The following is a 21719-nucleotide window of genomic DNA, read 5'->3' on the forward strand; positions in this document are numbered from 1 at the left end:
AGGGGCCGTATGATGGAGCGGGCGGCTTTGCCTACTTTGGCCAAGACCAAAGTAGGCCGCCGTAAGGGCGGAAAGGTGACTATGCGTCGCCATCGCCGCTGAATGCGCATACATCTATCAAAACCAACACACTAAGCCCCGAACCCGAACCCGAACCCGAACCCGAACCCACTTAACGAATGAAATGCACCTTCCCAGTATCATCATTCCCCATATAGATCCCATACACCCCCGCCTGCCGCTCAAGAATGTACCGCTCCAGAATCTGCCGAATCGCCGGGTAGTAAATCTCGTCCCACGGAATCTCGTCAGGCTCGAAGAACTTGTAAGCCAGGGTCTCAGGTCCATACTCCCCAGTCTCCTCGGTCGCAATGGCCCGGAAGATGATGTAAACCTCGCTGATCTGCGGCACGCTGAAAATCGAGTAGGGCGAGACGATCTCGCCCCGCACGCCACTCTCTTCCCACACCTCGCGCAACGCCGCCTGCTCGGTGGTCTCGCCGGCCTCCATGAACCCCGCCGGCAAGGTCCAGGTCCCCGGCCGCGGCGGAATGGCCCGCTGGCACAACAGGTACTTGCCATCACGTTCGATGATGCAACCGGCAATGATCTTCGGGTTGATGTAGTGGACGTAGCCGCAGCCGGTGCAGTGCAGACGTTCGTGGGTGTCGCCGTTGGGGACGCCCCGGGCCAGTTCCGTGGTGCAGTGCGGGCAGTAGCGCGGGGCGGTGGGCATGGTCAGCGGCCTATGCGAGGGTCCTTGAGGGGCAGGGGAGCGACGATTTCGCGGACCTTGGCGTTGTCGTCCTGTTTCTGGCGCAGGTAGTCCAGTGCCACCTTCGCAGCAGCGCGTACGTGGTCGACCGAGGCCTGGTGGGCGACTTGCGGGTCGCCGCTCTTGATCGCCTCGACGATCTTTTCCATTTCACGGTTGCTGGCGCTGCGGCGGTTCTCTTGCGACACCGAAGTGGCGCGCAGGTAGCTGATGCGCGCCTGCAACTGGCGCAGTTGCTGGGCGGCCACCTGGTTGCCCGAGCCCTCGAGCAGCACGTCGTAGAAGCCTTGCACCGAGTCGAGCACCTGCTGCAGCTCGCCGTCTTCCAGCGCTTCGCGGTTGACTTCCAGAGCGCGCTCCAGGGCGCGGATGTCCTTGGTCTTGGCGTTGAGGGTGAACAACTGGACGATCAGGCCTTCGAGCACGCAACGCAGCTCGTAGATGTCGCGGGCGTCTTCCAGGGTGATGATGGCCACGCGCGGGCCCTTGGCGTCGGCGAACTCCACCAGGCCTTCGGATTCGAGGTGGCGCAGGGCTTCGCGGACCGAAGTGCGGCTGACACCGAGGCGATCGCAGAGGTCGCGCTCGACCAGGCGATCGCCCGGCAGCAGGTGGAAGTTCATGATCGCGCTGCGCAGTTTGTCCAGCACGATTTCACGCAGGGTAACGGGGTTGCGGTTGACCTTGAAGCTGTCGTCGAGTGGCTGGCGTTTCATCAGGGGCGCTCTTTTATGAGGCTGTTGCGCCAACATCGCGAAGGGCCACGAACCGTGGCGCTCCTTGCAGTGGTTCGAAACAGCCCGTTGTTAACGGGTTGACTCTGCATCGGCTTCGGCGAAGGCCTCGCGGGCCAGGCGGAAACTGTCCACCGCCGCAGGTACGCCGCAATAAATGCCGACTTGGAGCAGGATCTCGCGAATCTGTTCGCGGCTCAGGCCATTGCGCAAAGCGCCGCGGATGTGCAGCTTGAGCTCGTGGGGCCGGTTGAGCGCGGAAATCATGGCCAAGTTTATCATGCTGCGCTCTTTGAGCGACAAGCCATCGCGGCCCCAGACGTGGCCCCAGCAGTACTCGGTAACCAGCTCCTGGAGCGGCTTGGTGAACTCGTCGGCGTTCTGGATCGAGCGGTTGACGTAGTCCTCGCCGAGTACCTGGGTGCGGATCTTGAGGCCTTGCTCGTACTTTTCGTTGCTCATCTGCCGAGGTCCTTGAACGTTGAATAAAAATGGGGGCCGCAACCGAAGGTGAGGGGGTATGCGCGGCCCCCGGAAACTTTGGGGCGCCTATCGCGGGGCAAGCCCGCTCCCACGCATGTGACTTCGTGGGAGCGGGCTTGCCCCGCGATGGGATTTCAACCCAACGGCGGCAGCGCGCCGAGCTTGCCCTTGTGGTAGACCATCGGGGTAACCGGGTCGGCAGGCAGCACCAGGTTCTTCACCGCACCGACGATGATCGCGTGGTCGCCACCGTCATACTCGCGCCACAGTTCGCACTCGATGATCGCCGTGGCCTTGGTCAGCAACGGGTTGCCCAGTTCACTCAACTGCCAGTCGATGCCCTTGGCCTTGTCCTTGCCCTTGCCGGCGAAGGCATAGGCCTCGGCGGTCTGGTCGGCGGACAGCAGGTGGATGGCGAACTGCTTGCTGTCGCGCAGGATCGGGTAGGTGTCCGAGGCGTAGTTGGGGCAGAACAGCACCAGCGCCGGGTCGATCGACAGCGCGCTGAACGCGCTGGCGGTGATGCCGACGATGGCGCCGTCGGCGTCCAGGGTGGTGACCACGGTGACACCGGACGGGAACGAGCCCATCACGTCTTTGTAGATGCCGGGTTCGATCATCTCGTGTTCCTCTTAACGCATCACGAACGGGTCGGGCATGGACGCGGTGGAGAGGTTGATCCACACCGTCTTCAGCTCGGTATAGGCGAGCACCGAATCGATGCCGCTCTCACGGCCATAGCCGCTGTTCTTGAAACCGCCGATGGGGGCCATGGCCGATACCGCGCGGTAGGTGTTGACCCAGATGATCCCCGAACGCACGTCGCGGGCCAGGCGGTGGGCGCGGCCCAGGTCGCGGGTCCAGATGCCGGCGGCCAGGCCGAACTGCGAGTCGTTGGCCATCGCCAGGGCCTGTTCTTCGGTCTTGAAGCGGATCACCGCCGCGACCGGGCCGAACACTTCTTCCTGCATGATGGTCATCGAATTGCTGTCGCACTCGAACAGGGTCGGCTCGTAGAACCAGCCGTCACCTTCGACCTCGGCACGCTTGCCACCCATGCGCAAGGTGGCGCCTTCGGCCTTGGCCGCGGCCACCAGGCCTTCGATCACGGCCAGTTGCTGGGAGGTGGCGATGGGGCCCATTTCGCTGCGTTCGTCCTGCGGGTTGCCGATGCGGATGCTTTGGGCGCGGGCGATCAAGCGTTCGACGAATTCGTCGAAGATCTCGTCCTGCACCAGCAGGCGCGAACCGGCCACGCAGCTTTGCCCGGAGGCGGCATAGATGCCGGCCACGGCGCCGTTGATGGCGCTGTCCAGATCGGCGTCGGCGAAGATGATGTTCGGCGACTTGCCGCCCAGCTCCAGCGACAGCTTGGCGAAGTTCTCGGCGCTGCTGCGCACCACATGGCGGGCGGTGGCGGCGCCGCCGGTGAAGGCGATCTTGCGCACCAGCGGGTGGCGGGTGAGCGCCGCACCGGTGCTTGGGCCGTAGCCGGTGACCACGTTGACCACGCCAGCCGGGAAGCCGGCTTCGAGGGCCAGGCGGGCCAGCTCGAGGATGGTCGCCGAGGCGTGCTCGGAGGGCTTGAGCACGATGGTGTTGCCGGCGGCCAGGGCCGGGGCGAGCTTGATCGCGGTCAGGTACAGCGGGCTGTTCCAGGGGATGATCCCGGCGACCACGCCGATTGGCTCGTGCACGGTGTAGGCGAACAGGTCCGGCTTGTCCAGCGGCAGGGTGCCGCCTTCTAGCTTGTCGGCCAGGCCCGCGGTGTAGTGGAAGAACTCCGGCAGGTAGCCGACCTGGCCGCGGGTTTCGCGGATCAGCTTGCCGTTGTCACGGCTCTCGAGCTGGGCCAGGTGTTCCTTGTTCTCGGCGATCAGGTCGCCCAGGCGGCGCAGCAGTTTGCCCCGGGCGGTGGCGGTGAGGCCGCGCCAGGCTTTGCTGTCGAAAGCGCGCTGGGCAGCCTGCACGGCCAGCTCGACGTCGGCTTCGGCGGCGTCTGGCAGTTGCGCCCAGGCCTGGGCGGTGGCCGGGTCGAGGCTGTCGAAGGTCTTGCCGCTCTGGGCATCGAGCCACTGGCCGTCGATGCACATCTGGAAACGAACGAGGGTCATGCAACAATCCCCTTGGCGGATTCGGTGAGGGTGCGGGCTTGCTTGAGGAAGTCCAGCAGCATCTTGTTGACTTCGCGCGGCGCTTCCACCGGCATCATATGCCGTTGCTCGGCGAGGACCACGCTCTGCGCGCCGGGGATACGCGCGGCGAGCTGGCGGGTCATGGCCGGGGTGGAGCCGCTGTCGAGTTCGCCGGTGGCGATCAGCGTCGGCACCTGGATGCTGCCCAGGTCGCCTTCGCGGTACATGTCCTGGGTGGCGAACAGCGAATAGGTGGTGTGGTAGCCCTGCGGGTCGTTGCTGGCCAGCACTTGGCGGATGGCGGCGACCTGGGCTGGGTTGGCCGCCTTGTATTCGCGGCTGAACCAGCGGTCCAGGGCTGCGTCGACGTTAGCGTCGGGGCCCTGTTCAAGGGCTTGCGCGGCACGGGCGATCACCCCGGCGCTCTGCTCGGGGCTGCGGTTGAACACGCTGTTGAGTACCACCAGCGCGGCCAGGCGTTGCGGGTAATCGAGCGCGAAGGCGCGGGCCACCAGGCCACCCATGGAAAAACCGATCACGGTGGCCTGGGCGATCTGCAGGTGGTCGAGCAATTCGGCGAGCTGTTCGGCGTAGCCTTCGAGCGGCGTGTCGGCGGCGGGCACACGGCTCTGGCCATGGCCGAGCATGTCGTAGGTGATGACGCGGTAGTCGTTGGCCAGGCCGACGATCTGCCCGCCCCACATTTCCTTGTTCAGGCCCACGCCGTGGATCAGTACCACGGGCTGGCCCTGGCCCAGGTCCAGGTAACTGGTCCCGGTCGGTGTACGTTCAGCGACAGGCTGAATCATGGAGGGCGCTCCTTGAAGGTCGGGCGCGGCGGGTATGCTCGCCACGCCCAGGCCCGTCTTGGTTGTTGTTATTGAGCGTTGGCTTTTTCGGCAGCCAGTTCTTCCAGGTCGATGTAGCGGTTACCGATGCGCGGGTGCAGGCGACCACCGTCGGCGGCGCCCAGCACCACGACGATCTCGTCGGCGCGCGGGGCGTCTTCGATCTGCATTTCCAGGGTGATGTAGTGCGAGCGCAGGCCTTCGTCGTCCTTCTGCATCATCGGGATCTGGATCGAGGTGCCCGGGCCGCCGCGCTTGTTGGTGAAGCTCAGGTAGCTCTTGGCCTGCACGGCTTCGCGGTAGTGGTTGCCAAAGCGCAGGGTGTGGATCACCGCCGAGGCGTGCTCGATCTCGCCGTCGGCGCCGACCACGGCGGCTTTGCCGTAAGCCTCGATCTTGTCGGCACCGCCGATGGCGGCGGTCAGGCGCTCGACCATCAGTGCGCCCAGTTCGGAGCAGTTGGCGCGGATTTCCGGCTTCAAGTCTTCAACGAAACCGCGACCGGCCCATGGGTTCTTGATCACCACGGCCAGGCCGACCATGGTCACCGGCTTGTCGGTGGCCTTGCCGCCTTCGATGCGGGTTTCTTCGGAGTAGGTGACGATCTTGCGGATTTCGAAACTCATGGGGGGCTCCTGGTTAGGGTTATCAGCTCTTGTTGTCTGATGGTATACCATAATATTTGATGTGCAAGAGGTGACCGAAAATTTGTTTGGGCAGGGGACGAAAGGTCGGCTGATGCCTTGATATGTGTGCTGTCTGTACTGGCCTCTTCGCGGGTAAACCCGCTCCCACAGGTACAGCGCAACCTTTCAAGGCAGCGCAAACCCTGTGGGAGCGGGTTTACCCGCGAAGAGGCCAGATGCCGTTGTGAAAAAAAGCCCGCTCACGCGGGCCACAGGGGCCCACGGGAGCGGGCTGGTTCCCGCAAGATTTCAGGCAAAGGGAATTCAGGCGAAGGCCGGCACCACTTCCTTGATGAACAGCTCCAGCGACTTTTTCTTCTCGGCATGGGGCAGGCTGTTGTCGCACCAGAAGCTGAACTCGTCGACACCGAGTTCCTGGTAGTACTTGATGCGCGCAATGATCTCTTCGGGGGTGCCGATCATGGTGTTCTTGCGGATGTTGTCCAGCTCGAACGCTGGCACTTCGGCGAACTTCGATTCAGGGCTGGGCGCAAGGAAGCCATTGACCGGGGTGGTCTTGTTGCCGAACCAGGCGTCGAAGGTGCGGTAGAAGCGCGAGATGGCCTGGGCGCCGACTTTCCAGCCTTCAGGCTCCGCCGGGCTGTGCACGTGGGTGTGGCGCAGTACCATCAGTTGCGGGCGCGGCACATCCGGGTTGTTGTCCAGGGCGGCCTGGAACTTGTTCTTCAGGTCCAGCACTTCTTCGTCGCCCTTCATCAGTGGGGTGACCATGACATTGCAGCCATTGGCCACGGCGAAGTTGTGCGAGTCGGGGTCGCGGGCGGCGATCCACATCGGCGGCGTGGCGTTGAACGGCTTGGGCACGCTGGTGGAGGTGGGGAACTTGTAGACTTCGCCGTCATGGGCGTAGTCGCCTTCCCACAGTTTGCGCACCACCGGCACCATTTCGCGCAGGGCCTTGCCACCGTCGGTGGCCGGCATGCCGTTGGCCATGCGGTCGAATTCGAACTGGTAGGCACCGCGGGCCAGGCCCACTTCCATGCGACCGTTGCTGATCACATCGAGCAGGGCGCATTCGCCGGCCACGCGGATCGGGTTCCAGAACGGCGCGATGATGGTGCCGGCGCCCAGGCGGATCTTCTCGGTGCGTGCGGCGAGGTAGGCCAGCAGCGGCATCGGGCTCGGCGAGATGGTGTATTCCATGGCGTGGTGTTCGCCGATCCACACGGTGCTGAAACCGCCGTCTTCGGCCATCAAGGTCAGTTCGGTCAGGTCTTCGAACAGCTGGCGGTGGCTGACCTGTTCATCCCAACGTTCCATGTGCACGAACAACGAAAATTTCATGGGGCTTTCCTCGGAGCTTGTTGTCTTGTTGTTGCCTGCCGGGGCAGGGTTTCAGATGGGTTGCATCAGGCGAAGGCCGGCAGGCTGGCCATCTTGCCGCGGCAGTAGACCATTGGCCGTGGTGCCTCTTGCGGCACGATCAGGTTGTGCACCTTGCCGACCATGATGGCGTGGTCGCCACCTTCGTATTCGCGCCACAGTTCGCATTCGATGACGGCGGTGGCGCCGGCCAGGATCGGGTTGCCGAGGTCGCTCAGGGTCCACTCGATGCCGTTGGCCTTGTCCTTGCCCTTTTTCGCGAAGGCATAGGCCTCGGCTTGCTGCTCACCGGACAACAGGTGAATGGCGAAGCGCTTGTTCTTCATCAATACAGGGTAGGAGTCGGAGCTGTAGTTGGGGCAGAACAGCACCAGTGGCGGGTCCATCGACAGCGAAGAGAAGGCGCTGGCGGTGAGGCCGACGATCGAGCCGTCGTCGTCCAGGGTGGTGATGACGGTAACGCCGGACGGGAAGGAGCCCAGGACGTTCTTGTAGACAGTTGCGTCGATCATCTTGTGTACCTCGGAAGGGGCTGCGGTGGTCCGCGGTTTTTATCGTTGATGTGTCTGATGGTATACCGTAATACCTATTTTGCAAGCGGAATTTTCTGGTGCACGGATATCGCGATGAACGGTCAAGCCCCCGTATTCATTGGGTTTTGCAGTGAATTAGCTGCGCCAAGGCGGGGCGCCAGGCAGATCAGATGCGCTGAAAAAGCGCGGAGCAGTGTTGTCAAAAGTTTGGAATACCATAATATGGTCCGCAGCTGAGAGGCCGCCTTGAGCGGTTTCCATACAAAGATAAAAAACGACCTTTCGAGCTGAAAACCTATGTCCCAACCGTCGTCGCAACACCAGTTTGTCGAAAATCACACGGTCGATTACGTCCCACCTGCCGAGCGCCATGGGAAGGCGCGCGACCTGTTCACCCTGTGGTTCAGCACCAACATTGCACCACTGCCCATCGTCACCGGGGCCATGGTGGTGCAGGTGTTCCACCTGAACCTGTTGTGGGGCCTGATCGCCATCGCGCTGGGCCATCTGCTGGGCGGTGTGGTACTTGCCCTGGCCTCTGCGCAGGGACCGCAGCTGGGCATTCCGCAGATGGTGCAGAGCCGTGGCCAGTTCGGCCGCTACGGCGCGCTGCTGATCGTGTTCTTCACCGCGCTGATCTACGTCGGCTTCTTCATTTCCAACATCGTCCTGGCGGGCAAGTCGATCCACGGCATCGCCCCCAGCGTGCCGATGCCCAGCGCCATCGTCATCGGTGCCCTGAGCGCCACCGCCATCGGCGTGATCGGCTACCGCTTCATCCACATCCTCAACCGCATCGGTACCTGGGTGATGGGTTCGGCGCTGCTGGCCGGCTTCATCATGATGTTCGCCCAGGACCTGCCGGCCGACTTCTTCAGCCGTGGCGCGTTCAACCTGTCGGGCTTCATCGCCACTGTGTCGCTGGGCACCATCTGGCAGATCAGCTTCTCTCCATACACCTCCGACTACTCGCGTTACCTGCCGCGTGAGATCGGCATTGCCAAGCCGTTCTGGGCCACCTACTTCGGCGCCACCCTGGGTACCATCCTGTGCTTCAGCTTCGGTGCGGTGGCGGTGCTGTGCGTACCGGAAGGTACCGACGCCATGGCGGCGGTCAAGCAGGCCACCGGCTGGTTGGGGCCGATCCTGATGGTGCTGTTCCTGCTCAACATCATCAGCCACAACGCCCTCAACCTGTATGGCGCGGTGCTGTCGATCGTCACCGCGATCCAGACCTTCGCCGCCCAGTGGACGCCGAGCATCAAGGTGCGCGTGGTGCTGGCGACGGTGATCCTGGTGGCTTGCGGCATGGTCGCGCTGAACGCCTCGGCCGACTTCATCGGTGAGTTCATCGGCCTGATCCTGGCACTGCTGCTGGTGCTGGTGCCGTGGGCGTCGATCAACCTGGTGGACTTCTACCTGATCAAGAAGGGTGAGTACGACATCGCCTCGATCTTCAGCGCCGACGGCGGCATCTATGGCCGCTTCAACCACCACGCGATCATCGCCTACGCCTGCGGTATCCTGGTGCAGCTGCCGTTCGCCAACACGTCGCTGTATGTCGGGCCTTACTCGAACATCGTCGAAGGGGCAGACCTGTCGTGGCTGTTCGGCTTGATCGTGACCGTGCCGCTGTATTACTGCTTGGCCAGCCGTGGGCAGCCGGTGAAGGCGGGCAGGGTGGTTGGCGCGAACGACTGATTCATCGCGCAGATACATCGCGGGGCAAGCCCGCTCCCACAGAGTTAGCGTGGGAGCGGGCTTGCCCCGCGATGTTTTCATGCCGTGCAAAGCCCTCGGATCAAACCTTGAACTGCGCCACCATGGCGTTCAATTCCACTGCCAGGCGCGACAGGTCTTGCGCAGCCGCGCTGGTCTGGTTGGCGCCGGCGGAAGTCTGCATGGCCAGGTCGCGAATGTTCACCAGGTTACGGTCCACTTCCCGTGCCACCTGCGCCTGTTGCTCCGATGCACTGGCGATCACCAGGTTGCGCTGGTTGATCGAGGCGATGGCCTCGGCGATCAGTTCCAGCGCCTGGCCGGCCGACTGCGCCACTTCCAGCGTACCGTTGGCGCGGCCCTGGCTGCTGTGCATGGCGCTGACCGCACGCCCGGTGCCGTCCTGAATCCCTCCAATCATCTGCTCGATCTCAGCGGTGGACTGCTGGGTACGGTGGGCCAGAGCCCGTACTTCGTCGGCGACCACTGCAAAGCCGCGCCCGGCCTCGCCGGCGCGGGCTGCCTCGATGGCCGCGTTGAGCGCCAGGAGGTTGGTCTGCCCGGCAATCGAGCCGATCACGTCCAGTACCCGGCTGATTTCGTTGGCGCTGCTGGCCAGTTGTTCGATTTCCTGGGAGGTGCCGGTGACGTCGTCGACCAGGTGCTGGATCGAGCTCAAGGCCTGGTTGACCTGGTCGCGGCCGTCGCGGGTGGTCTGGTCGGCACCCTTGGAGGCATCGGCGGTGCTCACCGCGTTGTTGGCCACTTCCTCGACCGCAGCGGTCATCTGGTTGACGGCCGTGGCGGCCTGGTCGATCTCGGCGCTCTGCTGGTGCAGGCCGCGGCTGGTGTCTTCGGTGACCGTGTGCAGTTCTTCGGAGGCCGAGGCCAGTTGGTCGGAGGAGGCGGCGATCTTGCGCAGGGTATCGCGCAGGCTCTGTTGCATCTGGCTCAGGGCGCGCAGCAGCAGTGCCGGCTCGTCGCGGCCGCTGACCTGGATGTCGCGGGTGAGGTCGCCGGTGGCCACACGCTCGGCCACGGCTACGGCGTCGGCCAGTGGGACGACGATGCTGCGGGTAAGCAGGGTGGCGATGGCAATGAGGGCGATGATGATGACCAACAGTGAGCTGACGATCACGGTGAAGGCCTCGTCGGCCACGTCGCTGCTGCGCTGCGAAGCATCATCGGCGCCCTTGCCGTTGTAGGCGATAAGGGCCGCCATGGCTTTCATCATGCTGTCGGCATGCTGGGTGAGCGGGCCGCTGATCTTGCGCTTGGCATCGGCCGCGCGGCCGGCGTTGATGTCCTGCACGACTTCCTGCTGCAGGCCGTAGTACTGCTGGTAGGCAGCGTTGAAGGCATTGAACAGGGCACGGTCATCGGCGGCGATTATGGTGTCTTCGTAGGCTTTGAGGGCGGCTTGCAGCTGACCGTTGACGGTCTGCAGCAAGGCAGTGTTGCGGCCTCGCTCGTTGCTGTCGTCATCCAGAGCGGTGCGCAGGGTTACCGCACGGACGCGACCGAGGTTGCTGCTGATGTCGTTGAGGGCAACGATGGCGGGGATCCAGGTGATGCGAATTTCGTCGGTGGCGCTGTCCATCTGCCGGGTTTCGTAGAGAGAAAGCAGGCCCATTGCCAGAACCAGTGCACCTAAAAGTGCGAACACGCTGGCGGCGCGTTTGCCGATCTTCATATTCCGTAACTGCATGGCATGCTCCTTGACGTTGGCGTGCAGGCGTCAAGAGCATGGTTTGAGGGCCGTGATGGCGGGGCGCCAGGCTCTCGATGCGCTGCGGATTGAGTGTGTTCCTCACCTTCTCGATGTTTTTTTGGCGCCAATGATGCCATATGGCCATTATTATTGACCAGTCATTCAATGTAACAGCACGTACAGGCTGATCCGTCATTATCTGACGGATCAGTCAGTTTTAGTTCCCTTATACGATGGCAATCGCCGGGTCCGCGGCCGCCAGCGCCTGTTCACGGTCGGCTGCCGGTGGGTAGATCCATACGGTGTTGATCTGGCGCTTGAGGTTCTTGCCTTCCTGGCCTTGCAGCACCAGTTCGCGCTCCCAGCCCTCGCTGTAGGCCGCGCCCCATTCGCCCAGGTCCAGGCAGGTGACGTACTTCGGCTGGCGATATACCACTGGTGCCAGGCCCAGCAGGTCGGCCATGGCGTTGTTGCCCGAATGGCGACCCATGGGGATGGCGTGCTGGCAGGTCATCAGCGCGTGGTTGCCGATGTCGTCCACGGCGGCCCAGGCGACGTCGCCGGTGGCGTAGATATGCTCCTGGCCGACCACTTTAAGGTGCGGGTCGACCCGCAGCCGGCCCAAGGCGTCGCGCTCGCCTGCAACTTGCGCGGTCAGCGGGCTGGCCTTGACGCCGGCCGTCCAGATCACGGTGTTGCTGGCGATGTGTTGGCCGTTGTCGAGGGTCACGCCGCCTGCCTCCACGGCCACTACCGAAGCACCGGTCAGCCACTCGACACCGGCGTGTTCCGAGGCGGCGATGATGGCCGGGGTGATGCCGGCGCCAAGTGCAGCACCGATGCTGTCGGCACGGTCCACCAGCACCACGCGGACATTGCCTTCACCGAGGATGGCACGCAGGCGAGGCGTCATTTCGGTGGCGGTCTCGATGCCGGTGAAGCCGCCGCCGCACACCACCACGGTGTTGCGTGCCGGCGAGGCAGGCAACTGGGCCAGGCCAACCAGGTGTTTCTCCAGGCGTACCGCCGATTCCATCTGGTCGACATCGAAGCTGTGCTCGGCCAGGCCCGGCACGGCGGGGCGAGCGACCTGGCTGCCGGCGGCGAGGACCAGGCGGTCGTAGCCCAGTTGCTGGCGCTGGCCGTTGGCGTCGATGTAGCCGACCTGGCGCGCGGCGCTGTCGATGCTTTCGGCGTTGCCGTGGATGAACTGCACGCCAACCACATCGAACAATTCGCTCAGCGGGGCCTGCAAGGTGTGGGCATCGGCTTCGTAGAAGCGTGGGCGGATGCGCAGCTCCGGCTGCGGCGCCAGCACGCTGATGCGCACGTCGCCGGCCTGGGCCTGGTCGAGCAGGCGAGCGGCGCTCAGGGCGCTCCATACACCGGCAAAGCCGGCACCGATGATCAGGATATGTGGGGTCATGTGAGTGCTCCGCGAGGTGGGGGAAAGGGCTTCGGTGGTGCGTTGGCTGCCTCCCGAATAACTGCGACTGTATTGATCGTAGTTTGTCTCGGCAAGTATTTTTTTCAGCCCATCGCCGCCGAGGTTTTGGCAAGGGCGCTCAGAGCCTGCGGTTTTGCTGGATCGCAGGGGTTTTTTGTGCTGATAGGTTGGCGACGGGCGGCGAGCTGAAGCTTTGCCAGTTACCTTTTATGGGCGTAGTATTTGCGACAAATTCAGTCGGAGATTGACATGTCGCTCTACAGTGCCGGCGTCGAGTACGGTATCCATTGCCTGTTGTTCCTGGTCGACGAGCGTGGCGACAGCCGCGAGTCCAGCGTGCGTGACCTGGCCGAGTTGCAGGGTGTACCGCAGGAGTACCTGGCGAAGGTGTTTACCAAGCTGGCTCGGGCCGGGTTGGTTGCGGCTACCGAGGGTGTACGGGGTGGTTTCCGCCTGGCGCGGCCTTCGGATGAAATAACGGTGCTGGATATCGTCACGGCCATCGATGGGCACAAGAAGATTTTCGACTGCCGTGAGATTCGTGAGCGTTGCGCGGTGTTCGAAGGCTCGGCACCGGCTTGGGCGGTCGAGGGGACCTGTGCGATCAATGCGGTGATGCTGGGGGCGCAGAAGCGCATGGAGGAGGCGCTGGCGCAGCAGACGATCCTGGACCTGGCGCGGCGCTTTGGGCGCAAGGCGCCGGCGGCGTTTGGGCAGCAGGTTAATGAGTGGATGGGGGAGCGGCGGGAGGGGAAGGGGAGTGGTAGCGGGGATATACCGGTAGTGGCTGTTTAAGTTGTTCTAGGACTGCTGTTTCCTTTCTAGATTTTATTCAGTAAAAGCATTTTTGTTTTGATAGGTTTATGCGCATTCATTTGCGATGTCGACGCATAGTCACCTTTCCGCCCTTACGGCGGGTTACTTTGGTCTTGGCCAAAGTAACCAAAGCCGCTCGCTCCCATCATACCTACATCTCGCGCCTTCGGCTGCGCCGAAGGGTGCTGCGCACCAGGGCCCTCCAGACGCCTACGCTCAGCCTCCTGAAGTCGCAAAGTTAGGGGCGGCGCCTGGGCTGGCGTTAGCTGTCGCTAGTTGGATTAAGTGGGAACTCCGGATTGCAATCGCTGGCAAGTCGCAGCGGCGAACCGCAGCTCCCACAGGTTAGTGCGAAACTCACAGACTTGCGCTGTACCTGTGGGAGTCGGCTTGCCGGCGATAGGGCCCGAATAAACAATACATAAACAACAGCCAGGCTCAGATATACGCATTGCTGCTCTTGATCTTCTCTTGATCTTCTCTTGATCTTCTCTTGATCTTCTCTTGATCTTCTCTTGATCTGCTCTTGATCTTGCTTCTAAGCGCGCGATAGTCCAGGCAACACACGAGGGGACCCCGGAGCGCAGCGCAGGGGCCGTATGATGGAGCGGGCGGCTTTGCCTACTTTGGCCAAGACCAAAGTAGGCCGCCGTAAGGGCGGAAAGGTGACTATGCGTCGCCATCGCMAATGAATGCGCATACATCTATCAAAACCAACACACTAAGCCCCGACCCCGACCCCGACCCCGACCCCGACCCCGACCCCAAACACAAACCAGACCAACGGCTCAAATACCTAATCCAAAAGTGATATCAAAGCGCTTGCACGCCGGTAACGCCCATCTATGCTCAGGACATCCCGGGGGGGCAAAGGAGTCCCAGCGCATGTTCGAGTACCACCGCAAGTCCGACCTGGTCGAAATCCAGCGCTGCCGCCAGGCCCTGGCCGCCATGGAAGCGAAGCTCGCCGCCATCAGCCGCTCCATGGCCATGATCGAGTTCGCCCCCGATGGCACCATCCTCGAGGCCAACGACCACTTCTGCACGACGATGGGCTACAGCGCTGACGAGATCCGCGGCAAGCACCACCGAATATTCTGTGACCCCGCCTACGCCAAAAGCGCCGAGTACCAGCAACTGTGGCGTGAGCTGGGGCAGGGCAAGGCCATCAGCGGCACCTTCGAACGGCTGGACAAGGCCGGCCGCGAAGTCTGGCTCGAAGCCAGCTACATGCCGGTGATCGACGACCGCCAACAAGTCACCAGCGTCATCAAGGTGGCATCCGACATCACCCGCCATGTGATCGAAGAGCACGAGAGCGAGAGCCTGCTCAAGGCCATCGGCCGCTCCATGGCGGTGGTCGAATTCACCCCGGCCGGCAGGGTGATCAAGGCCAACCAGAACTTCCTCGACACCATGGGTTATCGCCTGGAGGAAGTGGTGGGCCGCCACCACGGCCTGTTCTGCCTGGCCCACGAACGTGAATCGGCCCAGTACCGCGAGTTCTGGGCTTCGCTGAACCGCGGCGAATACCACTCGCACCGCTTCGAACGGGTCAACAAGCAAGGCCAGACCGTGTACCTGGAGGCCTCTTACAACCCTATCTTCGACAACAAAGGGCGATTGACCAAAGTGGTTAAGTTCGCCAGCGACATCACCAACCAGGTCAGCACCCAACAGACCGCTGCCGATGCTGCCCACGCAAGCTCGGTGCAAACCGACGCCTGCGCGCGCAAGGGTACCCAGGTGGTGCAGCAGACGGTCGAGGTGATCGAGCAGATTTCTGCCGAGCTCAACCAGGCCGCACTCAGCCTCGATGCGGTGAGCAGGCAGTCCGAGCTGATCGGCCAGATTGTCCTGACCATTCGTGGCATTGCCGACCAGACCAACCTGCTGGCACTCAACGCAGCGATCGAAGCCGCCCGGGCTGGCGAGCACGGGCGTGGCTTTGCCGTGGTCGCCGATGAAGTGCGCAGCCTGGCCGCGCGCACCAGCAAGGCAACGCTGGAGATCGTCGAAGTGGTGCGGCAGAACCATGACCTGTCACTGAATGCCGTGGCCAGCATGCAGTCGAGCCTTACCCGCACCGGGCTGGGGGTGGAACTGGCCAATGAAGCGGGCACGGTGATCATGGAAATCCAGCAGGGCTCACGGCACGTGGTGGACGCGATCAGCCAGATCAGTTCGACCCTTCAATTGCATTGATACCCTGGCGCAGCTCTTGCTCCAGGCTCTGCAGGCTGGCCAGCAGACGGGCAAGCAATTGCTCGGTTGGCTGGCCCAGGGCCATGGCCCGCTCAATGGCTTCGCAGTCCTTCACCACGCCCCGCACCTTGAGCATCTTGGCGCCGCCCTTGATGCGGTGCACCGCCATGGCGAGGGCATCAGGGGGCGGTGAGGCTCCTAGCTCGTGCAGCGCTTGCAGGTCTTCTTGGGTGCTCTCGGCCAGCTGCTGCAGCAGGCGCAGGGTCAGTTGCTCGTCATCCTGGGTGAGGTGGCGCAATTGCTCCAGCGCAAATCCGCTTTGGCCAGGCGGCGGTGTGGCAACCATGGCTGCAACCGCCGGCAGCACGCTCGCCGACGCCAGGCCTGCACGCAGGTCTTGCAGGCCAATGGGCTTGAACAGGCACTCGTCCATACCATCGTCCAGGCAGCGTTGACGCTCTTGCGCCTGGGCATTGGCGGTGACGCCGATGATCACGCAGGCAGGCAGGCCCTGGTCACGTTCCAGCGTGCGAATGCTTCGGGTCAGTTCGTGCCCGTCCATGATCGGCATGTTGCAATCGGTGATCAGCACATCGAAAGGGTGCTTTCGCCACAATGCCAACGCGTCCTGGCCCTGTTCGGCGAGCACTACCCTATGGCCCAGCGTGCGCAGTTGCTTGTCGAGCAGCAACAGGTTGGCAGGGTAGTCATCGACCACCAGCACTCTCAATGAGGGGCTCTCGGCAGGGGGCGCAGCAGGCGTGGGTAATAGGCCCTCGGACGCAACGGCGATCGGCAGGTCGAGGTGGACATCCACCTGGGTGCCAAGGCCCTCGAGGCTTTGCAGGGTCAGGGTGCCACCCATCAGCTCGCACAGGTCGCGGCAGATCACCAGGCCCAGCCCCGCGCCTTGGCGAGCCCGGCGTCCGTCCATCTGGGTAAAGCTGGTGAACAGTCGCGCCTGGTCAGCGCTGCTGATACCCACGCCGCTATCCTTCACCTGCAACATGACACCCACCGATTGCTCGTCGTGCGCAGCCACCTCCAGTGCAACGTCTATCCGCCCCTCCTCAGTGAATTTGATCGCGTTGCTCAACAGGTTGGACAACACCTGCTTTAGCCGCAGGGGGTCGCCGAGCACCCAGCAGTGCTCCGTGGGTAGCGTGGCACGCAGATGAATGCCCTTGGCACGCGCATTGCCTTCGAATACCCGTTGTGTGGCGCGCACCAGTCCGACCAGTTCCATGGGCACCGGTTGCAGGGTCATGTGCCCGGCTTCGATGCGTGAAATATCGAGAATGTCGCCAATCAGCTCAAGCAGCCCGGTCGCCGAGCCATGGGCGGTTTCCAGCGCCTGGCCATCGATGCGGCCATGACGGCTGTCTTCCAGGGCCAGTTCGAGCAAGCCGATGACCGCGTTCATCGGCGTGCGGATTTCATGGCTCATGACCGCGAGAAACGTGCTTTTGGCTTGGTTGGCCTGTTCAGCGTCCTCTTTCGCCTGGCGCAACTGCTCCAACAGCCCGCGGCTGAGCTGCAGTTGATCCTGCAGTGCATGCTGGGCCTCGGTGCGCTGATGGATGAGTTTGCGCAGGTAGCTGTTCCAGAACACCACGCCCGCCAGCAAAACGCTGGCCGCCACCAGCACCTGGAGTGCCAGGGTTCGGTAGTTGCGCCAGGGACTGTCGCTGACTACCGCACTGGTACGCCAGCGATTGACCAGTTGTTCAAGCTCGTCAGGCGCAATGCTCAATAGCGCCTTGTCGAGGATGGCTTGCAGCTGGGGTTGTGCAGGGGCGACGGCGAAAGCCGCGAGCGCGGGTTCATCACCCAGTTGCGCAGCGATCCGCAGGTCACCCTTGAACACCTGGCTGATGAAGTAGCTGGCGTTGATATAAGGGCTGAGCGCGACATCGGCTTTGCGTTTGAGCACCGCTTCCATCAGTTGCAAGGGATTGTCCACCTCGACTGGGCGCACGCGAGGTGCCTGCTGCAGTAGTCCCTCGAGCAATGGCGAGCCGCGCAACAGCGCCACCCGCTGGTCGTTCAGCGGCTGTGCCGGGTCCAATGGCGGGGAGCCAGTGCGCATCACCAGCACCTGCGCAGTGGCCAGGTACGGGCGGCTGTAACGCAAGCGAGTGGCCAGCTGCGGGTCATAGCCAATGGCGCCGAGCATGTCGACCTTGCCCTGAGTCGCGGCATCGACCATCTCGCCGAACGACTGTGCGCCGACCACGTCGAAACGCAGGCCGGTGCGCAGGCTGATATGTTCCAGCACGTCCATGGTCAGGCCGCGTGGTTGCTGCTGGCTATCGGTGAAAGTCAGCGGTGCGAGGGCAGTATTGATCATTACCTTCACCGTGCGGTGCTGGGTGATCCAGGCGCGCTCTTCGGCGGTAAGGGCGTCCAGCCGGCGATCGAGCAGGATGCTGGTGCTGCCACTGGTCCAGCGGCGCAGGATGTTCAGTCGTTCGCTGTCGGCGATGCGTCCCAAGGCCTGGTCGATCAGGGCGCGCAGACGCTGGTTGTCGCGGTCCAGGGCAAACGCGAAAGTGCCGGCCGGCAGTTTGACGAAGTGATCGACCTTGACTGCGCCCTGGTAGCTTCTGCTGATCACGTAGTCGCTGCTGATAGCGTCGCCCAGGTAAGCATCTGCCTGGCCCAGCGCGACCGCCGCGACCCCGGCCAGGGTAGAGCGGTACAGGGTTATCTGGGCGCTGGGGTAGAGCTGCTGGACGGCTTGCAGGGGCAGGTAGTGATCGACCAGGGCCAGGCGCTGGCCGGCCAGGTCGCTGCCCTCCAGCAGAGCACCGCCCTGTCGGCTGACGAGTACCGGCAGGTCATCGGCATAGGGCAGGCTCAGGGCGAGTTCGGCGTCGTCGGCTTCGAAAGCGTTGGAGGTGCCCAGCAGGTCGATCTCGCCACGGCGCAGGGCAGCAATGGCCTGCGCGCGGGTAGGATAGCGCCGTACCTGGATGGGAATCCCCAGTTGCTCGGCGATCAGGCCGGCGTAATCGGCGCTCAGACCTTCGTAGTCGTCCTGGCTGGTGTTGATGTCGAAAGGCGGGTAGTCGGGGCGCGAACCACCCAAGGTCAGTACCCGGCGTTCGCGCAGCCATTGGCGGTCGTTTTCGTCCAGGGGCAGTGGCGCTGCGGCGCTCTGGGCACGGGCCAGCAGGTGACGGTCCTCGCTGGTGGTCTGGGACAGTCCCTGAAGCGGCACCAGCAAGGTCAGCACCAGGCACAGCAGTGTGCCCCTGCTCATGCTTCAGCCCGCGTTGTTACGTTTGGCCAGGTCGACCATTTCCACCAGTGATTCGACCTTGAGCTTCTCCATGATCCGGCCGCGGTAAGTACTGATGGTCTTGGCGCTGAGGTGCATCTGCTCGCCGATCAGCTTGTTGCTCTGCCCCGCGCAGAGGCGGCGCAGTACCTCCATTTCACGGTTTGACAGGCTGCCCAGTCGTTCACCCTCGCTTTCCAGGGTGTTGCTGTTGACTGCCATCTGCGGGAAGGTCGAATAGCCTTTCACCAGTGCCTTGAGGGCAAAGACCAGGGCGTCGAGGTCCTCGTCCTTGTTGACGAAGGCCGAGATTCCGGCGTCCATGCACCGGCGTACGTACAGGTCAGCCGGCTGGCCGGTCAGCGCCATGATTCTGGGGGAGGGGTTGAGCAGTTTGAGGCGTTTGATCACTTCCATGCCATCGAGGTCGGGCAGGCCGATATCGAGGATGACCACATCCGCCTTGGTCTGCTCGGCCAGGCGTGCGGCATCCTTGCCTTTACCGGTTTCGCCGACGACGGTGAAGCGCTCCCCCTCGAGCAGCATGCGTACAGCAAGGCGAACAATGTGATGGTCATCGACCAGCAGCACGGATGTCATGTGAAACTCCTGTCGGATTGAGCCCATGTCCTGTCTTCCATCAGGCTCCCGCCTGCGGATCAACTGGGCTGCGCGCACATTACGGTGATTCCGAACCCTTGGTAATAGGCGAGTATAGGCGCGTTGAAAAGACAACAGGGATTTGTAGAAAAGGACTACAAAAGGGGCGTGGGAGCGCCCCAGGAAAGGCATTGAGGCAGGCGGCTCAGCTGCAGGCGGGATGTGCCTTGAGGATGCGCTCGCTGGAGGCGGGGTTGTTCTTCAGGGCCTGGCCCACCCGGGGCGGGCGGCTGAGCAGCGGGCCGCCGCAGTTGGGGCAGCGGCCGTGCAAGTGCTGGTCATTGCAGCTGCGACAGAAGGTGCATTCGAACGAGCAGATCAAAGCGTCCGGGCTGTCGCCCGGCAGGTCGCTGTTGCAGCACTCGCAGTTGGGGCGTAGTTCGAGCATGGGCGTGGCTCCGTAAGGTGACAGGGCAGTGTGCGCCGTCGCCACCTCTGGCGGCAATCGCTTCAGTTGCCCGGGCGGTACAGGTGGGCATGGCCGGCGCGGTACAGCGCCGATTCGGCGAACGGCGCATCGCCCAACACATGGCCGACCAGGATCAGCGCCGTGCGCCGGAAGCCCTTGCTGGCCACGCGCTCGACGATGTCCGCCAGGGTGCCCCTCGCCCAGTCCTGATCGGGCCAGGTGGCTCGGTGAACCACGGCGATCGGGCAGTCGGCGCCGTAATGGGGCAGGAGTTCCTCGACGATCCGCGCCAGGTTCTTGATGCCCAGGTGGATGGCCAGGGTGCTGCCATGCCGGGCCAGGTCGGCCAGTTGTTCGCCGGCCGGCATCGGTGAGCTGTCGCCGTAACGGGTCAGGATCACCGTCTGCGACACCTGCGGCAGGGTCAGCTCGCAACCCAGCAGCGCGGCGCTGGCGGCGGTGGCGGTCACGCCGGGGATGATCTGGTAGTCGATGCCCAGTTCGCGCAGGTGGCGGATCTGTTCACCGATGGCGCCGTACAGGCTGGGGTCGCCGCTGTGGACGCGGGCAACGTCCTGGCCGTTGAGGTGGGCCTGGTGCATGGCCTCGACGATCTGCTGCAAGTGCAGTTCGGCACTGTTGATCACGGTTTCGGCACGGTGCCCTTCGAGCACGGCAGCGGGGACCAGGGAGCCGGCATAGATGATCACCGGGCACTGGCGGATCAAACGCTGGCCTTTGACCGTGATCAGTTCCGGATCGCCGGGACCGGCGCCGATGAAGTAGACCGTCATGGGGAGTCCTTGCAGGTAAAAGGGCGGATTATCCGCCGATGGCCAGCGCCAGGGTAGCGCCGCCGAGTCGCTGGCGCGTTACGCGCAGGCCAGGCTGTACCGAATCGCGGGCAGCCAGGGCCAATGCGGTGCTTTCGGCCACACCCCAGCAGCCGGTCTGGGCGAACGCGATGGCCGAGCGCTGGCTGAGCAGCGGCTCGTAGCCGAGCAGTTGCCCGGCATCGAAACAAGTGAACGGCAGCCCGAGCCGCTCGGCCAAAGCCAGCAGGCCAGGTTCGCGGGCCTTTGGCGCGATGCTGGCGATGCCGCGCAGCGCGCTGAGCGGCAGGGCGTGCTCAGCCAGGGTCTGGCGCAGCAGGACCGCCAGGGTCTCCACCGGGCAGCCGCGGCGGCAGCCAAAGCCGGCGTACAGCGCCGGCGGCTTGGCAGATTCCAGCATCAGGCTTGGCTGGATCGACGGTACAGCCAGGCGCTGAGCAGGCCCAGGGCCACCCAGAACGCGGCATTGGTCAGCCAGGAAGCGATCTTGAACTGGGTTTCCAGTGCTTCGGGTGCCAGGCTTTCATGCACCGCTGGCTGTGGCGCGCCGATCACATGGGGGATCACCAGCAGCACTGCGCCAAGCACCTTCAACAGCCAATGCCGGCTGAACACCAGCAATGCCAGGCCAGCGGCGGTGGCGGCGGCGGTGCCGATCCACCAGGTCTGGCGTTGGCCCAGGTCGGCAGCGGCGGTGCCCGGCAGCTCCGGCGGCAGGCCCAGGGTCGGCGCCAGGCAGAACACCGCAAAGCCAGCCAGGCCCCACAGCGCACCGGTGCTGACACGGCCCGGCTCACGCAGGCTGTACAGCGCGACGAGGATCAGCGCAAAGCCGACGGCGACCACCAGGTTGCCACCGGTGGTGGACAGCACGCGCTGCCAGCCGTCTTCCGGCGCCCAGGCTTCGGCGCTGTGCTCATGCTCGTGGGGGGCGGCAGCTTCGCCATGTTCATGGTGCTCGGCTGCCGGGGCGGCGCTTTCATAGGTCTCCGCCTGAAGAATCAGCGGGGCGACCCAGAAGCTTTGCAGCAGCGTCAGCAGCAGGGCGGCGAGCAGCCCACTGAAGCCCGCGGTGCGGGCAATACGGGTAATCATGCG

Annotated in this window: 19 protein-coding genes and 2 pseudogenes; 4 read left to right on the forward strand and 17 right to left on the reverse strand. The window is 63.7% G+C overall.

Going from position 1 to position 21719, the window contains the following annotated elements:
• Nucleotides 1–172: 172 nt before the first annotated feature.
• From RTH46_RS15190 to RTH46_RS15230, 9 genes are all read right to left on the reverse strand, one after another.
• Nucleotides 173–736, reverse strand: coding sequence for an NUDIX hydrolase (locus tag RTH46_RS15190; RefSeq protein WP_153788092.1), 564 nt, complete (start codon nucleotides 734–736; stop codon nucleotides 173–175).
• A gap of 2 nt (nucleotides 737–738) precedes the next feature.
• Entirely contained in the window at nucleotides 739–1491 is a 753-nt protein-coding gene (locus RTH46_RS15195) for a GntR family transcriptional regulator (RefSeq protein ID WP_110996546.1), read from the reverse strand.
• A gap of 90 nt (nucleotides 1492–1581) precedes the next feature.
• Nucleotides 1582–1971, reverse strand: coding sequence for a carboxymuconolactone decarboxylase family protein (locus tag RTH46_RS15200; RefSeq protein WP_153788093.1), 390 nt, complete (start codon nucleotides 1969–1971; stop codon nucleotides 1582–1584).
• Nucleotides 1972–2126: 155 nt separating this feature from the next.
• Nucleotides 2127–2612, reverse strand: a complete 486-nt coding sequence (locus RTH46_RS15205; RefSeq protein ID WP_153788094.1) for a flavin reductase family protein — start codon at nucleotides 2610–2612, stop codon at nucleotides 2127–2129.
• A 12-nt stretch (nucleotides 2613–2624) separates the two neighbouring features.
• Nucleotides 2625–4106 (reverse strand): aldehyde dehydrogenase, encoded by a 1482-nt coding sequence (locus tag RTH46_RS15210; protein ID WP_316906016.1) that lies wholly within the window; start codon nucleotides 4104–4106, stop codon nucleotides 2625–2627.
• Complete coding sequence (locus tag RTH46_RS15215) at nucleotides 4103–4936, reverse strand: alpha/beta fold hydrolase (RefSeq protein ID WP_153788096.1); 834 nt, start codon at nucleotides 4934–4936, stop codon at nucleotides 4103–4105. Before RTH46_RS15215 ends, RTH46_RS15210 begins: the two co-directional genes overlap by 4 nt.
• A 68-nt stretch (nucleotides 4937–5004) precedes the next feature.
• The gene (locus RTH46_RS15220) at nucleotides 5005–5601 is read right to left on the reverse strand and encodes an amino acid synthesis family protein (RefSeq protein WP_003256068.1); all 597 of its coding nucleotides are present in this window, start codon (nucleotides 5599–5601) and stop codon (nucleotides 5005–5007) included.
• A 324-nt stretch (nucleotides 5602–5925) separates the two neighbouring features.
• Nucleotides 5926–6966, reverse strand: coding sequence for an LLM class flavin-dependent oxidoreductase (locus tag RTH46_RS15225; protein ID WP_153788097.1), 1041 nt, complete (start codon nucleotides 6964–6966; stop codon nucleotides 5926–5928).
• Between the two features lie 65 nt (nucleotides 6967–7031).
• Entirely contained in the window at nucleotides 7032–7517 is a 486-nt protein-coding gene (locus RTH46_RS15230) for a flavin reductase family protein (protein ID WP_316906017.1), read from the reverse strand.
• A 318-nt stretch (nucleotides 7518–7835) separates the two neighbouring features.
• Here RTH46_RS15230 and RTH46_RS15235 point away from each other — a divergent pair, with 318 nt between their 5' ends.
• Nucleotides 7836–9239 (forward strand): purine-cytosine permease family protein, encoded by a 1404-nt coding sequence (locus RTH46_RS15235; RefSeq protein WP_153788099.1) that lies wholly within the window; start codon nucleotides 7836–7838, stop codon nucleotides 9237–9239.
• A 100-nt stretch (nucleotides 9240–9339) separates the two neighbouring features.
• Here the strand turns inward: RTH46_RS15235 and RTH46_RS15240 are convergent, their stop codons facing one another.
• Nucleotides 9340–10965, reverse strand: a complete 1626-nt coding sequence (locus RTH46_RS15240) for a methyl-accepting chemotaxis protein (protein WP_316906018.1) — start codon at nucleotides 10963–10965, stop codon at nucleotides 9340–9342.
• Nucleotides 10966–11194: 229 nt separating this feature from the next.
• Nucleotides 11195–12394: an NAD(P)/FAD-dependent oxidoreductase gene (locus tag RTH46_RS15245; protein ID WP_316906019.1), complete on the reverse strand. Its 1200-nt coding sequence runs from the start codon at nucleotides 12392–12394 to the stop codon at nucleotides 11195–11197.
• A gap of 270 nt (nucleotides 12395–12664) precedes the next feature.
• Here RTH46_RS15245 and RTH46_RS15250 point away from each other — a divergent pair, with 270 nt between their 5' ends.
• The 3 genes and pseudogenes from RTH46_RS15250 to RTH46_RS26315 all read left to right on the forward strand — a co-directional run.
• Nucleotides 12665–13210: an Rrf2 family transcriptional regulator gene (locus tag RTH46_RS15250; protein WP_316906020.1), complete on the forward strand. Its 546-nt coding sequence runs from the start codon at nucleotides 12665–12667 to the stop codon at nucleotides 13208–13210.
• Between the two features lie 972 nt (nucleotides 13211–14182).
• Nucleotides 14183–14899 (forward strand): annotated as a pseudogene (locus RTH46_RS26310) (PAS domain-containing protein); the annotation flags it as partial.
• 102 nt (nucleotides 14900–15001) lie between these two features.
• A pseudogene (locus RTH46_RS26315) lies at nucleotides 15002–15436 on the forward strand (methyl-accepting chemotaxis protein); the annotation flags it as partial.
• Here the strand turns inward: RTH46_RS26315 and RTH46_RS15260 are convergent.
• The 6 genes from RTH46_RS15260 to RTH46_RS15285 all read right to left on the reverse strand — a co-directional run bounded on the left by RTH46_RS15260 (nucleotide 15411) and on the right by RTH46_RS15285 (nucleotide 21716).
• The gene (locus tag RTH46_RS15260) at nucleotides 15411–18701 is read right to left on the reverse strand and encodes a transporter substrate-binding domain-containing protein (RefSeq protein ID WP_316906021.1); all 3291 of its coding nucleotides are present in this window, start codon (nucleotides 18699–18701) and stop codon (nucleotides 15411–15413) included. The pseudogene RTH46_RS26315 and the gene RTH46_RS15260 sit on opposite strands and share 26 nt — an antisense overlap.
• A 3-nt stretch (nucleotides 18702–18704) precedes the next feature.
• Nucleotides 18705–19319 carry a response regulator transcription factor gene (locus RTH46_RS15265; RefSeq protein WP_110994472.1) on the reverse strand — a complete coding sequence of 205 codons (615 nt, stop codon included), beginning with the start codon at nucleotides 19317–19319 and terminating at the stop codon, nucleotides 18705–18707.
• A 205-nt stretch (nucleotides 19320–19524) separates the two neighbouring features.
• Complete coding sequence (locus tag RTH46_RS15270) at nucleotides 19525–19767, reverse strand: DUF1272 domain-containing protein (protein WP_110994473.1); 243 nt, start codon at nucleotides 19765–19767, stop codon at nucleotides 19525–19527.
• Between the two features lie 62 nt (nucleotides 19768–19829).
• Nucleotides 19830–20582 carry a precorrin-4 C(11)-methyltransferase gene (cobM, locus tag RTH46_RS15275; RefSeq protein WP_316906022.1) on the reverse strand — a complete coding sequence of 251 codons (753 nt, stop codon included), beginning with the start codon at nucleotides 20580–20582 and terminating at the stop codon, nucleotides 19830–19832.
• 28 nt (nucleotides 20583–20610) lie between these two features.
• Nucleotides 20611–21021 (reverse strand): cobalamin biosynthesis protein, encoded by a 411-nt coding sequence (locus tag RTH46_RS15280; RefSeq protein ID WP_153788904.1) that lies wholly within the window; start codon nucleotides 21019–21021, stop codon nucleotides 20611–20613.
• Complete coding sequence (locus RTH46_RS15285) at nucleotides 21021–21716, reverse strand: CbtA family protein (protein WP_279848177.1); 696 nt, start codon at nucleotides 21714–21716, stop codon at nucleotides 21021–21023. Before RTH46_RS15285 ends, RTH46_RS15280 begins: the two co-directional genes overlap by 1 nt.
• Nucleotides 21717–21719: the final 3 nt, after the last annotated feature.

Source organism: Pseudomonas sp. zfem004, from assembly GCF_032621715.1.
Lineage (GTDB): Bacteria > Pseudomonadota > Gammaproteobacteria > Pseudomonadales > Pseudomonadaceae > Aquipseudomonas > Aquipseudomonas sichuanensis.

Coding starts and splice junctions, on each gene's coding strand:
- RTH46_RS15190 (WP_153788092.1), bottom strand. CDS start 736: ATGCCCACCGCCCCGCGCTACTGCCCGCACTGCACCACGGAACTGGCC.
- RTH46_RS15195 (WP_110996546.1), bottom strand. CDS start 1,491: ATGAAACGCCAGCCACTCGACGACAGCTTCAAGGTCAACCGCAACCCC.
- RTH46_RS15200 (WP_153788093.1), bottom strand. CDS start 1,971: ATGAGCAACGAAAAGTACGAGCAAGGCCTCAAGATCCGCACCCAGGTA.
- RTH46_RS15205 (WP_153788094.1), bottom strand. CDS start 2,612: ATGATCGAACCCGGCATCTACAAAGACGTGATGGGCTCGTTCCCGTCC.
- RTH46_RS15210 (WP_316906016.1), bottom strand. CDS start 4,106: ATGACCCTCGTTCGTTTCCAGATGTGCATCGACGGCCAGTGGCTCGAT.
- RTH46_RS15215 (WP_153788096.1), bottom strand. CDS start 4,936: ATGATTCAGCCTGTCGCTGAACGTACACCGACCGGGACCAGTTACCTG.
- RTH46_RS15220 (WP_003256068.1), bottom strand. CDS start 5,601: ATGAGTTTCGAAATCCGCAAGATCGTCACCTACTCCGAAGAAACCCGC.
- RTH46_RS15225 (WP_153788097.1), bottom strand. CDS start 6,966: ATGAAATTTTCGTTGTTCGTGCACATGGAACGTTGGGATGAACAGGTC.
- RTH46_RS15230 (WP_316906017.1), bottom strand. CDS start 7,517: ATGATCGACGCAACTGTCTACAAGAACGTCCTGGGCTCCTTCCCGTCC.
- RTH46_RS15235 (WP_153788099.1), top strand. CDS start 7,836: ATGTCCCAACCGTCGTCGCAACACCAGTTTGTCGAAAATCACACGGTC.
- RTH46_RS15240 (WP_316906018.1), bottom strand. CDS start 10,965: ATGCAGTTACGGAATATGAAGATCGGCAAACGCGCCGCCAGCGTGTTC.
- RTH46_RS15245 (WP_316906019.1), bottom strand. CDS start 12,394: ATGACCCCACATATCCTGATCATCGGTGCCGGCTTTGCCGGTGTATGG.
- RTH46_RS15250 (WP_316906020.1), top strand. CDS start 12,665: ATGTCGCTCTACAGTGCCGGCGTCGAGTACGGTATCCATTGCCTGTTG.
- RTH46_RS15260 (WP_316906021.1), bottom strand. CDS start 18,701: ATGAGCAGGGGCACACTGCTGTGCCTGGTGCTGACCTTGCTGGTGCCG.
- RTH46_RS15265 (WP_110994472.1), bottom strand. CDS start 19,319: ATGACATCCGTGCTGCTGGTCGATGACCATCACATTGTTCGCCTTGCT.
- RTH46_RS15270 (WP_110994473.1), bottom strand. CDS start 19,767: ATGCTCGAACTACGCCCCAACTGCGAGTGCTGCAACAGCGACCTGCCG.
- cobM (WP_316906022.1), bottom strand. CDS start 20,582: ATGACGGTCTACTTCATCGGCGCCGGTCCCGGCGATCCGGAACTGATC.
- RTH46_RS15280 (WP_153788904.1), bottom strand. CDS start 21,021: ATGCTGGAATCTGCCAAGCCGCCGGCGCTGTACGCCGGCTTTGGCTGC.
- RTH46_RS15285 (WP_279848177.1), bottom strand. CDS start 21,716: ATGATTACCCGTATTGCCCGCACCGCGGGCTTCAGTGGGCTGCTCGCC.